The following is a 12,860-nucleotide window of genomic DNA, read 5'->3' on the forward strand; positions in this document are numbered from 1 at the left end:
TAGTTCAAATTAAGTGCCCCACACTGTTTGAGGCACTTAAAAACGATTACGCTTTATCGAGCGCTTGACTTACATCTGCAATAATATCGTCGATATTTTCAATACCAATCGATAAACGCACTAAATCACGGCTCACACCTGCATTCGCGAGCTCTTCATCATTAAGCTGACGATGCGTGGTTGATGCAGGATGACACGCTAGCGACTTGGCATCGCCGATGTTTACCAAACGCAGTATCATATTGAGTGCGTCGATAAAACGAGTGCCGGCTTCCAAGCCACCTACAATACCAAAACTTAATATACCCGATGCTTTACCATTAGTTGTTGTTTTACACATTGCGTTGTATGGACTTGACGCTAAGCCTGCATAGTTAACCCATGAAACTTTAGGATGCTTTTGTAAATACTCAGCCACCTTTTGTGCATTTTCGCAGTGGCGCTCCATTCGCAAACCTAAGGTTTCAAGGCCAATTAGAATGTCTGATGCATTTTTTGGTGCAAGTGCCGCACCGGTATTTCTAAGCGGAACCACTCTACAACGGCCAATAAACGCAGCTTCTGCAAAGGCTTCGGTATAAACAACATTATGATAAGACGGATCGGGCTCGTTCATCATGGCAAAACGCGTAGCATTTGCTTTCCAATCAAATTTACCTGAGTCAACAATCATGCCGCCAATGGCAGTACCGTGCCCATTTATGTATTTAGTTAATGAATGCACCACTATATCGGCACCCAGCTCGAATGGGCGGCATAAGTACGGCGTTGCTACTGTGTTATCAACAATAAGGGGCACACCCTTACTGTGTGCTATTTTAGCTAATCGGGCAATATCAACAATATTACCTGCAGGGTTGCCAATTGATTCACAAAATACTGCTCGAGTATTATCATCTATTGCGTTTTCAAAGGCCTCAAAGTCATCTGCTTTGATCATCCGTGCTTCAATACCTTGCCGTGGTAATGAATGTGCAAATAAGTTGTAAGTGCCGCCATATACTTGGCTAGTACTAACAATGTTGGTGCCAACTTCACATAAACATTGAATTGCGTAAGTAATTGCTGCCATGCCAGAGGCTACAGCCAGTGCGCCTACGCCCCCTTCCATAGCCGCGATACGCTGCTCTAATACTGCGTTAGTCGGGTTCATAATACGGGTGTAAATATTACCAGGTACTTTTAAATCAAATAAATCAGCACCATGCTGGGTGTTATCAAACGTATAAGATGACGTATTATAAATTGGCACTGCTGCAGACTTTGTGGTTGATTCTGATTCGTAGCCATGATGCAGCGCTAAAGATTCTAGTTTCATTAGTATATTCCCTGTTATTAATTTACTTAGCGTTAAATTAGCACTTATATGCTACTAAGTGCACTTGAAATATACTAATGGCGATTGAAATTTTTAACCTTTAAAAACAACCACTGTTAACTTTTAAAGCTATAACTAGTTTAGCTGTAAACTAAAACCAATAATAAAGAGTATTACGCCTAAATAAATAATACATGCAGATTGCATATTTTTTGATGTCTCACCTGCAATCAGGTCGCACGTGCCTGTATATATCCCTTTGCACACCAATAATACTCCCCCTGTTAGTCTATAATTATTTAAATTTATATTACCTTTTTCATCTGTAATAATGCGTAAATAACCAATAAGTATAATAATACTTGCCGATATTAATAATCCAATTTTTAAACTTTCCATGGGTATGCTCACTTTTAATTTAAGTGCTTAGTTTAATATTGATAGTTTGATAGGTCGTTATACTTATTGACGCTACTTTTAACTTCACTATTTAAATTGGCTAATAGTGCGTACATCTTAGTTATATTATGTCTAAGCTGTTAGGATACGCCGTCTAAATAATGTAGAACGGTTATATAAGTATAATGTCTAAATTTTTCTTTATGGGTAAGCCCGATATAATGGGTAAAAATAACAGTAACGGTTTTAGTCCTAAGCGCAATGAAAAAGTGGGCAGCGAGCTTCATCCATTATCGTTAGTGGTTAATTCACCACAACGCAAGTTAGAAGTAGAAGCAATAGTACAAGAACATAGGTTATTTGCTACAGTAGAGCTTAATACTCAAAGTGATGAAGATATAAGAGAGCTTGAATTCGCGCTGGTTAAGTCTACACCGCAAGTATTCGATAAAGTCCCTGAGCGTAACTCTCCTTGTTTATGCGGTAGTGGTAAAAAGTATAAAAAGTGTTGTGCTTAAATTATAGCTCATAATTTAACCTCCTTTCTCATTCTTTAATATAAAAATGCCACCTGTTAATAACAAGTGGCATTTTATTATTTGCTATAAAGTTCAGCTAAAATAAAGGTTCGGCTTTATTTTTGCGCTTAACTTATTTTACTATTTTCATTTCATCTAATAAATTTTGGGCATTATCTACCTTGTCCATTACCCATAGCATGTAACGAGAATCTACGTGAATTGAGCGGTTTAGTTCTGGGTTATAATCCCAATCGCCAATGATGCTTTCATATACGCCATCAAACAATAAACCCACCAGCTCGGCTTTACCATTGAGTGTTGGCGAGCCTGAGTTACCGCCGGTTGTATCTACGTTTGATAAAAAGTTAACAGGTACTGTGTTCATGCCGCCGGTGTAATCACCGTAAAGTTTCGCTTTAATTTGCTGTTGTAGCTTTTTAGGTGCATTAAATGGCGCTACATTGGTATTTTTAGCCAGTAAACCTTCTAATGACGTAAATGGTGTTGCCACTAAACCATCTTGTGGTGAGTAGCCTCCTACCGTGCCGTAAGTTACTCGTAATGTGCTGTTTGCATCTGCATATACGGCCTTATTTTGTGCTTTATTAAAGGCAATAATAGCGCTCATTAATTGTGGGCGAGCAGCTTGTAACTTGCCTGCAAGTGCTTTTGATTTATCTTCTTCAGTTTTCATTACTGCAAATATCGCTTTAGCGTATTGCATAAATGGGTCTTGGCTTTGGTTTAGCTGGCTAAACGATTGCTCAAACAATGAATTGCGTACAACTTCGTTATCAAGTGTTGATTTAGTATACATTTGCTCAAGCAATGCACTTTGTTTCGCTTTATCAAAACCATTTTGTAGTTTAAATGCCTTATCAACCTCGCTAAAGCGCTCTTCTTTCGGAAGTGCGGCATAAAGCTCTAAAAAGTGCAGTAAAATAGCTTTATCTACATTGGCATCAAAGCGACGCGTCATACGCTCAAGCCCAGCTTTAATGCGCGGTAAGTCACGCTCTTGGTATCCAGACTCTCGCTCTGCATTTGGCTTTTGTTGCTCATACGCTAAACGGTATAAGCTGCGAGCGGTACTGATCATTTGTGATCTGTGTACATAACCTAACATACGATCGCGCTCGCTATGCAGTTGCGATTGCGTTACTAATGCCGATAGCTCATTTAAAACATCGCCATATTGCTGCTTGCGTGTTTTATCACTATTTATCCATTGAGTTAGTTCTTGCTCAAACTGTTTTTTGCGCTCAAACATGGTGCCTTTTTTAAAGCTTTCTATCATTGAGCCATAGTTTTTAATGTAATTATTGTAACCTGCAATAGTGCTTTCGTAAGCTATACGCGCTTTACTGCCGTCCTCTGCGTTTTCTTCAATAAGTGCTACGTATTTTGAATTATGTTCACGCGCTTTAGGATAGCTGTCGTTAAATACGTTATCTACTTCTGCAGCAATACGGTAACGGTTAGTACGCCCTGGATAGCCTGTTACCATTACAAAGTCGCCCTCTTGCACACCTTTAGCACTTACACTTAAGTAAGAATCGGGTTCATAAGGTACGTTATCTTCGCTGTACTGTGCTGGTTTACCATCTTTTCCTACATACGCACGGTAAAAACCAAAGTCGCCGGTATGGCGCGGCCACATCCAATTGTCTATATCACCGCCATATTTACCTACGCCCATAGCGGGAGCGTATGCTAAGCGTACATCTTTTATTTCTAGCGACTTAATGAGGTAATACTCTAAGCCACCATGAAAGGAATACACATTACAACGATAGCTCTCATCGGCTTCACACTGAGCTACTAATGCTTTTTCGTTTTTTTCAAGGGCATCGTAGCGTGCTTTAGCACTTAACTTTTGAGTGTCTTTAATTACTTTGTCGGTAACGTTAGTTACGGTTTTAGTAACATAAACACGAGAGCCAGGAGCTGCGGGTAAATCTTGCGCTGGAGTTTTAGCTAAAAAGCCATTTTCTAAAATATTATTATCGGTTGTTGAGTTGTATTGAATAGAGCCATAAGCACAGTGATGGTTTGTTACCACCAAACCTTTTGGCGATACAAATGATGCCGTACAACCACCTAGGCTAATTACCGCATTCATCGGGAATTCGGTTAATTTTGAAATAGATTTAGCATCTATTTCAAGCCCTTTGGCTTTTAATATTGATTCTAATTCTGGAAGCTGATGTGGTTGCCACATGCCTTCATCTGCAATTGCAGTGCTTGAGAGTGTAATTGCTAAAGTTGATGCTATTATAGCGACAAGAGGTGTTAAACGCATTATAGAGTCCTTTTTATTGTTTCTATAACAGGTTACTCGTGAAGTATTATGCAGGTCAATACCGTGGTAATAAATTGTTACAATGTGGCCTATAAACCTTCATATATAGCGTTAATAGCAAACTGTGGCAGCTATATTTTGTATTTACTTATAACTACTTTATATAATATGTGATTATTTATAAAAACCTTGGTGAAAAATCCAATAACAACTCCTCAGGTAATGGCTTACTAAAATAGTAACCTTGAACAAAATCACAATTTAACTCACCAAGTAAAACAAGCTGCTCTTTCGTTTCCACTCCCTCTGCAACCACGGTTAACCCTAAGCTATGCGACATGGCTATAGTTGCTTTGACTAAATTACAGTCTTCTTTTTTGGATGTAATGCCATTAATAAACATGCGATCTATTTTTAAAACATTAAAAGGGTACTGCCTTAAATAGCTTAATGATGAATACCCAGTACCAAAGTCATCCATTGATAGCTTTATGCCCAATTTAGTTATTTCTTGCAAGGTGTCATTTATATTCAATTTAGCATTCATTAACACCCCTTCGGTAATTTCTAACTCTAAATATTTAGCCTTTACATCTAGCTCGCTAAGAGTGTCTTTTATAAAACTAAGTAGGGATGTGTCTCTAAATTGACTTGGGGATAAATTAACAGCCATAGTATATTTATGGTGTTGCCCTTTATTAAAGCACTGATTTTGCCATTTTTTTAAAAACTGTAAGGCTTGCTTAATAACAAACTTCCCAATGGGGATAATCAATCCATTATGCTCGGCTATTGGAATAAATTCATCGGGCGGTATATTCCCCAGCACTGGGTTATACCAACGTAGCAAAGCTTCCGCGCCAGTAACATGTTTATTTTTAACATCTAACTGCGGTTGATAATGTAATTCAAATTCATTACGCTGCAACGCACCTTGCATCTGCTCCTCTATCGCGAGTCGACGCTGAATTACTACGTTCATTTGTGGAGTAAAAAACGAGTAACTGTTACGTCCCAAGGCTTTTGCTTGATACATTGCCGTATCTGCATTGCGTAAAAGATCAGACGCTGTATCGCCATTTTCGGGGTACATAGCAACCCCAATACTCATAGTGAGTACAAGTTCTCTCCCTTCAATTTTAAATGGCGAGGTAAAACTTTTCAGTAGCTTTTCTGCAATATCTATTGCGTTATAATGACTATTAATACCCCGCAACAGTACAATAAATTCATCTCCTCCTAAACGCCCTATGGTGTCTTCTTTACGAATGACTTGCTGTAATCTTGCAGCTGATTTAACCAGTAGCTTATCGCCTAGTTCATGGCCAAACGAGTCATTTACTTTTTTAAAGTTATCTAAATCAATAAAAAGTACAGCCACATGCCCCTTGTTTCTTTGTGCTTCAAAAAGCATATGCGATAGTCGGTCAAGTGCTAAAAAGCGGTTAGGTAATGAGGTTAAATTATCATAATAAGCTTGTTTACGGATCAGCTCTTCTGCTTTGTGCTGCTCGGTAATATCTCGAATAATAACCATAACTTGCTGATATTGAGAAACATGGTTAATTCTTGCCTCAAAGTACACAACTCCCAATGGCATGGTTAGTTCATATTGAAAGCTCACCATCTGTTTTTGGCTTAAGGCTTGGGAAATATTTTTTCTAAACTTACTGCTAACATCGTCTGGTAATAAATCAAACATACTGCTACCAATAAATTGCTGAGGTAAAGCATAAAGATTACTGCTACTACTGCTGCTGGCTTGATAATCAAGGATCTTGCCATCTTCTTGCATTACAAAAAATAGATCAGGAATAGCCTCAAATATTGTTTCCAACATTTTCTCTCTAAACATAGCCTGTTCTTGCGCCTGTTTAACATCGGTTAAATCAATATCAATACAATACATTTGTTTAATGCCATATTGATTTATAAACATTACATGGCTTGAAAACACCGAAACATCATTATTATTTTTATCACGAAGAGTTAGCTCTGCTGCAGGAATTTCTATTCCTTTTGTGATCCAATGAGTATGGGCAGCAATCACTACCTCTTGTAAATCACTTGGTATAATTAAGTCTTCAATTTTCTTACCTGTTGCTTCACTTTTTGTATAGCCATAGAGTACTTCGCTGCCTTTATTCCAATAAATAACACGGCGTTGTTCATCATACCCCTGTACAGAAATAGCATTCACAGCATCAAATAATTGATGTAATGGGTCATTAACAACATATTGGTGAGCTAAAGTATGTATATTATTTTTAGATTTCATTCTGATCAATTAATAAATAATACTTAATGTTAATAATAGAACGAAATAATTAAATTAACACTTAAAGGAGCGAATAAATGCTTTTAGGTAATGCGGCAATATAAGAGTGTAAAAATAAAAAGGAGCCGTTGCTCCTTTTAGTTATTAGTTTTTAACTCATTAATGTTAATCTTTTTTAGCGTTATTAGGATGCTCAACACCTATCCATGCTTTAAACAACGCCTTTTGTTCACTCGATGCTTGCTTATTAGCAATCACCTTTTTAGGTTTATCAAAATCTTCTGATAAAACTAAACTGGTGCTAGCAAGTGCATCGCGGCGAATATAATCAATTGTAATTTTATCCCCTGCTTTATACATTTCTAGGCTGCTGGTTAAATCCTTGCCAACGTGATGCTTATTAATAGCAACAATTTTATCATCTGTTGTTAAGCCTGCCTGCCATGCACTGCCACCGCGTTTAACATGCGAAAGCGTAAGGAGTTGGCCGGTATTTTTTGCCACAGCATCTATACTAGCTAAGGCTTTCGCTTTTTCTGGACGCTCAAATGTTAAACCTACTTTATTGAGTAACTCGTCAAAATTTAGTGAAGCTGGCGAGTCGACATTAGTTTGCCACCAAGTGTTGTAATCACGCCCGGTTAGGTCTTTTAAAATATTGAGTACATCTAAAGAAGTAAAACCTGCAGGTAATTTATGTTGCTTATAAAGTGCCTTGTGTACATCGCGATAACTTATTTTACCTTGGCTTTTTTCTAGTAAATCAATATCTAAAGCAAGTGATAACAATGAGCCTTCTGAATAAATGTTAGTAGAGTAATTACGCGCGTGGTCCCCGCCTTGGTTTATCCACTTATCAAAGCTGGTTTCGCTGGCGCTTTGTACTTCGTGACCAGGTGTTTGTAAATGACGATTAATTGTTTTACTCAGTAGGTTAAAAAACTCATCAGTGCTTTGAATGCCTGAACGCACTAATAAATGATCTTCGAAATAGCTGGTTGAGCCCTCTGCTATCCAAAGTAATTTAGAGTAATTCATATTGGTGTAATCGTAAGGTGTAAGGCCCGCTGGACGGTATGCTTTAACGTTCCAAGTATGAATAAATTCATGCGCCGCAGTGCTTATAAAGGCTAAGTAATCTTCGCGTTTAGCAAATCGGTCTCGCGGACGCTGAATAATAGTCGAATTTAAATGCTCAGTAGCACCACCCGCTCCCGATGTTGCATGCACCATAAATACATAACGTTCATACGGGTAGCCATCCCAAATAACATTGCCAGTAGCCACTAACTTTTTTAGATCCGTTAGCATGAGCTCTACATCATAATTACCATCGCCCCATATAACTAAATCGTATTCACGGCCATCAACTTTAAAGGTGTGTAATTGGTTAATACCTGTCTCGATTGGTGAATCTACAAGTACGTCATAATCTGCCGCCTTAAATGTATTTTTACCTTTGTTATTCTGCATTCCAGAAACAGAGCGCCACTGTTTAGGCACCTCTAAATTAACCGTAACGGGTTCTTGGCGAAATGAGTCACTAAACATAAAAAAGCCTGATGCATCAATAAATGCATGGCTGTCATCAATATGGCGCGCACGTTTTCCAAGCTCATTTGCGTATACTTGATATGCTAAGTTAACTTTAGTTGGCTTATTTAAATGTACACGCCAGGTGCTGTGATCAATTTTTTCCCACTTTAGGGGGTTACCCGTACTGTCTTTTGCATCAAAGTAACGCACCCCATTGGCTAAATTTAATATTTCGTAACGCCCAGTGCGCCATGCAGGTAATTTAATGTCTAAATGCGCTTGTGCCGTTTTGGGAAACTCTACCGTAACATTACCTAAGTGGTGCTGTGGCTGAGAAATGTTTAATGAATAATTTACATCAGCAAACGTAGGGGCAGAACATGCGGCTAAAATAGACAGCGCTAATAGCTTTTTCATAATGGCTCATAAAGATAACTTAGTGTGTAAAGAAGACTAACAAGGCGCTATTTAAAAGTGAATTAAAAGCGATAAATAGACTTTTAGATACGTTTATTGGCAATATCCCATTAAAAACACAAAGTTTTTAATGAGATAACTACACTTAATATAAATTTGTTGTAAACTTAACTGATACTAATTAACACAATGGCGGTATGTTTAGGTGCCTGATAAATCTAATCCTATGGACAAAAAACTCAAACAAGCTATTGAACAACGAATAGTAATTGAGAGCGCAAGGAAAACTCAAGTAGATACTCTGTCAAATTTTGCAGCTAAATTATCTTTAAGCTGTAAGGGTCTTGATATTGAATTAGATAATCGCCTAGCCAAATTTAGAAGCGCACTTAATAAAGGAGTTAGCTTTGAGCACTTATCGCCGTTAATTAATGATATTTTAGTACTTTTAAAAAACCAAGAAGCCATTCAACTCGCTCATCAACGCGATTTACGCACAAGTGTAAAAAATGCAGGTAAACAATTACAAAAAACCAATGGTTTACCTGACAACACACGCAGAACACTGCGTAACTTGTTAGATAATGAACTTGATGCCGTTCAGTCAACCCATGGTTTTATACCGCTATTAAATCAATTAATTACTATTTATAACCAAGCATTGCACACTAAATTTAATGCAATACCCGCAGAACAACATACCGATACTCCAGCAATTGCTAAAAAGTTGTTAGAACTTGCCCACCAGCTGGTACTTGAAGATGAAGCAGCTGAGCAAATTCAATCGATAAGAACCACTATTTTACAAAGTAATACAGTAGATGACTTACTCGCTGCGGCGATTGAAATTATTAGTATTATTGTAAAAAACATTAATAACGAGCGCCAATCAGCGCAAAGCTTTTTAGTGTCTTTAAATAAAACCTTAGAAGAGTTACACCATTCGATTTTTTCGACCAGTAAACATTCCGAATCTATGGGAATTGAGTTTGACGTATTAAATAAACGTATTAAAACTAAAATTAATAATCTTAATGAACAAACTAAGAGTACTACTTCAATTTCATCATTAAGAAAATTGGTTGATCATGAATTAAAGTCCCTCGGTGAAGATTTTATTGCCAAAGAAGAACTTGAACGCAAAGATCGCAAAGTACTTATAACCAGCTTTGATAAAATAAATAATCGTATTGGCAGCTTAGAAAATAAACTCACTAAATATAAAAAACGCCTTAACGATCAACGTTTCAAAAGCCTGCTCGATAGCCTAACCAAACTGCCAAACCGGGCCGCCTTCGATGAGCGCTATAATCACGAAATGCACTTATTTAATGTGCAAGCATCCGATGTTACTCTGGTGGTAATTGACGTAGATTATTTTAAGTCAATAAACGACAGATTTGGTCATACTGCTGGAGATATTACGCTACAAGTTATTGCTAAAGCCTTGCAAAAGTCGATAGAAAAAACTGACTTTATAGCGCGTTATGGCGGCGAAGAATTTGTACTATTAATGCCAGGTACTTCTTTGGAGCATGCCATTCCCCAACTCGAAAAGCTTAAAAAAAATATAAAAAAGATCCCGTTTAAGTTTAAAGATAAGCAAATAGAAATTACAGTGTCACTTGGCGCAACTCAGTTTAAACAAGGTGACACATTATTAAAGGCATTTGACAGAGCAGACGATGCTTTATACGAAGCCAAAAACGCAGGTCGGGATCGTCTGTGTATACGTAAATAATGTTATATAGCTCAATTGTTTTGAGTTTTATAACTAGCTAGTTTTTTACATTTTATACCAATTGTATTAAATGAGTCGTTAATTATAGCAACCGCTCTAAAAAAGTACGGCGCCTTATATATTACTTATATAAGTTCAAGTGCCCAAAATGAGTTTAACCTGCTAGAGCAATCAACGCTTGTATTCAATTGGTATTAAGCAGCAAGGAGAATGCCGATGTTAATACAGTTAAACCCTACTGGGGTTTTAGATTTACTGTCGCAATTAGAAGTTGATTTATTAGAGCAATCTTCCGCTAGTGAACGCTATCGATTATTTAGAAACTGCGCGCTTGCCGTCCTCAACGTAGGCAGCCATACAGATGAAAGTAGCGACATCTACGATAAATACCAAGACTTTGATATTCGTTTAGTTAGCCGTGAGCGCGGCATAAAAATAGAACTAATTAACGCACCTGATACCGCATTTGTTGATGGTGAAATTATTACCGGTATTCACGAGCATATATTTTCTGTGATCCGCGATATTTTATTTATATGTCAAAAATACGAAAAAGATCTTAAAGAACAAAAAGCCATTACCCACATGGTTTTTGATATGCTCAGAAATGCCGATGCACTAAAAGTAAACAGCGAACCAAGCATGATTGTATGTTGGGGTGGGCATTCTATTAGTGAAGTTGAGTATAAATATACCAAACAAGTAGGCTATGAGCTGGGCCTGCGCGGCTTAAACATTTGTACCGGCTGTGGCCCTGGCGCTATGAAAGGTCCAATGAAAGGCGCTACTATTGGCCACGCTAAGCAGCGCATTAAAAACAATCGTTATTTAGGATTAACCGAGCCCAGCATTATTGCAGCAGAGCCGCCTAACCCAATTGTAAATGAATTAGTCATTTTACCCGACATAGAAAAACGTTTAGAAGCCTTTATACGCACTGCGCACGCTATCATTATTTTTCCTGGTGGCGCTGGTACTGCTGAAGAGTTTCTTTATTTATTAGGGATATTATTACACCCAGAAAATGACAAGCAGTGCCTACCGGTTATTTTAACAGGACCCAAACAAAGTGAAGCCTACTTTAAAGAGCTGTGCCACTTTATTGAAATGACACTGGGTGTAGAAGCACTCAGCAAATTTGAAGTTATTATAGATAACCCACAATTAGTAGCGCAAAAATTAAAGTCGACCATGGCTAATGTTCGCGACTATCGTAAAAGCCAAGGCGATGCATACTATTTTAACTGGACATTAAAAATAGAAAATGACTTTCAACAGCCGTTTATACCATCACATGAACAAATGGCGAACCTAGACTTGCACCTAGAACAACCAAAACAGTTATTAGCTGCAAATTTACGCCGCGCATTTTCGGGCATTGTTGCCGGTAATGTTAAAGAAGAAGGCGTAAAAGCAATTAAACAACATGGGCCTTATATTCTAAGTGGCGAGCCTAGTTTAATGAAAGCAATGGATAAGTTATTACAAGCTTATGTTGACGAGGGAAGAATGAAACTACCCGGCAGTAAATATGTCCCCTGCTACACAATCAAGGCGTGAGTTCTGTATTGAAACCCCATTTATTACTTATTGATGCGCTTAATTTAATTAGGCGCATTTACGCGGTTGACGCGAATCAAAAACATCACAGTGATGAGCAGATGCTTAAAGCAAGCTGCGCACGTGTAGCGCATGCCTGCTCAAAACTTTTAAGCAGCACTAAAGCAACCCATGCCATTGCCGTATTTGATGGCGATAAAAGTTGGCGCTATCATTTTTATAAAGATTACAAACACTCCCGTGCTCCTATGCCACAAATACTTAAAGATGCATTAGTGCAATTTAAAGCCGCCATTGAAGAAACCGGTATTGTAGTGTTTGAACCAATAAACGATGAAGCTGATGATATTATTGCAACTCTTGCAAATAAGGCATCACATAACAACATCAGCAGTGTGATTGTCTCAACTGATAAAGGCTTTTTACCTTTTTTAAATGAGCATATAGCTGTGTATGATTATTTTAAAAAACATTATTTAGATCAAGATAGTATTAAGCAACGCTTTGGCGTTGAGCAAAAAAAACTAGTAGAGTTTTGGGCATTTGCTGGCGATAAAACCAATGATATTCCGGGCGTAAAAGGCATAGGCACTAAATCGGCACAGCTACTAGTTAATAACTATAGCTCTGTCGAGGATGCACTCAATGACGATGCTCTTAGTGCCAGCTTACGTAAAAAGCTAACTGAGAATATGGATATGTATGTTATTTCAAAGCAACTGGTTAGTTTACGCACCGATATAAACTTAGGCTTTAGTTTAAAGCAGTTAAGGCTTAATTAGTCGCAA

Annotated in this window: 9 protein-coding genes; 4 read left to right on the plus strand and 5 right to left on the minus strand. The window is 37.8% G+C overall.

Annotation, left to right across the window (positions count from 1 at the left end; all coding sequences use genetic code 11):
- Positions 1-46: 46 nt before the first annotated feature.
- Entirely contained in the window at positions 47-1,318 is a 1,272-nt protein-coding gene (locus H5079_RS04985) for an O-acetylhomoserine aminocarboxypropyltransferase/cysteine synthase family protein (RefSeq protein WP_182683599.1), read from the minus strand.
- 135 nt (positions 1,319-1,453) lie between these two features.
- Entirely contained in the window at positions 1,454-1,717 is a 264-nt protein-coding gene (locus H5079_RS04990) for a MetJ regulator of methionine regulon (RefSeq protein ID WP_182683600.1), read from the minus strand.
- A 185-nt stretch (positions 1,718-1,902) separates the two neighbouring features.
- On the opposite strand from H5079_RS04990, the gene H5079_RS04995 reads away from it, so the two are divergent.
- Positions 1,903-2,235, plus strand: a complete 333-nt coding sequence (locus tag H5079_RS04995; RefSeq protein WP_179806871.1) for a PBPRA1643 family SWIM/SEC-C metal-binding motif protein — start codon at positions 1,903-1,905, stop codon at positions 2,233-2,235.
- 133 nt (positions 2,236-2,368) lie between these two features.
- Here the strand turns inward: H5079_RS04995 and H5079_RS05000 are convergent, their stop codons facing one another.
- From H5079_RS05000 to H5079_RS05010, 3 genes are all read right to left on the minus strand, one after another.
- Complete coding sequence (locus tag H5079_RS05000; RefSeq protein ID WP_182683601.1) at positions 2,369-4,540, minus strand: S46 family peptidase; 2,172 nt, start codon at positions 4,538-4,540, stop codon at positions 2,369-2,371.
- Between the two features lie 178 nt (positions 4,541-4,718).
- Positions 4,719-6,818 carry a bifunctional diguanylate cyclase/phosphodiesterase gene (locus H5079_RS05005; RefSeq protein WP_182683602.1) on the minus strand — a complete coding sequence of 700 codons (2,100 nt, stop codon included), beginning with the start codon at positions 6,816-6,818 and terminating at the stop codon, positions 4,719-4,721.
- 165 nt (positions 6,819-6,983) lie between these two features.
- Positions 6,984-8,771, minus strand: a complete 1,788-nt coding sequence (locus H5079_RS05010; protein ID WP_182683603.1) for a M61 family metallopeptidase — start codon at positions 8,769-8,771, stop codon at positions 6,984-6,986.
- 226 nt (positions 8,772-8,997) lie between these two features.
- Between H5079_RS05010 and H5079_RS05015 the strand changes: the two genes are divergently transcribed.
- The 3 genes from H5079_RS05015 to xni all read left to right on the plus strand — a co-directional run bounded on the left by H5079_RS05015 (position 8,998) and on the right by xni (position 12,854).
- The gene (locus tag H5079_RS05015) at positions 8,998-10,512 is read left to right on the plus strand and encodes a GGDEF domain-containing protein (protein WP_182683767.1); all 1,515 of its coding nucleotides are present in this window, start codon (positions 8,998-9,000) and stop codon (positions 10,510-10,512) included.
- A 216-nt stretch (positions 10,513-10,728) separates the two neighbouring features.
- On the plus strand, positions 10,729-12,072 hold the full coding sequence (gene ppnN, locus H5079_RS05020; protein WP_011330093.1) for a nucleotide 5'-monophosphate nucleosidase PpnN: 1,344 nt from the start codon (positions 10,729-10,731) through the stop codon (positions 12,070-12,072).
- A gap of 8 nt (positions 12,073-12,080) precedes the next feature.
- Positions 12,081-12,854 carry a flap endonuclease Xni gene (gene xni, locus H5079_RS05025; protein WP_011330092.1) on the plus strand — a complete coding sequence of 258 codons (774 nt, stop codon included), beginning with the start codon at positions 12,081-12,083 and terminating at the stop codon, positions 12,852-12,854.
- The last annotated feature ends 6 nt before the right edge of the window (positions 12,855-12,860 follow it).

Origin of the sequence: Pseudoalteromonas sp. SG44-5, assembly GCF_014164175.1 — a bacterium.
Classification (GTDB): Bacteria; Pseudomonadota; Gammaproteobacteria; order Enterobacterales; family Alteromonadaceae; genus Pseudoalteromonas; species Pseudoalteromonas nigrifaciens.

Excerpts from the sequence above, each read along its gene's own strand:
- ppnN (WP_011330093.1), top strand. The coding sequence starts at position 10,729 with ATGTTAATACAGTTAAACCCTACTGGGGTTTTAGATTTACTGTCGCAA.
- H5079_RS05005 (WP_182683602.1), bottom strand. The coding sequence starts at position 6,818 with ATGAAATCTAAAAATAATATACATACTTTAGCTCACCAATATGTTGTT.
- H5079_RS05010 (WP_182683603.1), bottom strand. The coding sequence starts at position 8,771 with ATGAAAAAGCTATTAGCGCTGTCTATTTTAGCCGCATGTTCTGCCCCT.
- H5079_RS04985 (WP_182683599.1), bottom strand. The coding sequence starts at position 1,318 with ATGAAACTAGAATCTTTAGCGCTGCATCATGGCTACGAATCAGAATCA.
- H5079_RS05000 (WP_182683601.1), bottom strand. The coding sequence starts at position 4,540 with ATGCGTTTAACACCTCTTGTCGCTATAATAGCATCAACTTTAGCAATT.
- H5079_RS04990 (WP_182683600.1), bottom strand. The coding sequence starts at position 1,717 with ATGGAAAGTTTAAAAATTGGATTATTAATATCGGCAAGTATTATTATA.
- H5079_RS04995 (WP_179806871.1), top strand. The coding sequence starts at position 1,903 with ATGTCTAAATTTTTCTTTATGGGTAAGCCCGATATAATGGGTAAAAAT.
- H5079_RS05015 (WP_182683767.1), top strand. The coding sequence starts at position 8,998 with ATGGACAAAAAACTCAAACAAGCTATTGAACAACGAATAGTAATTGAG.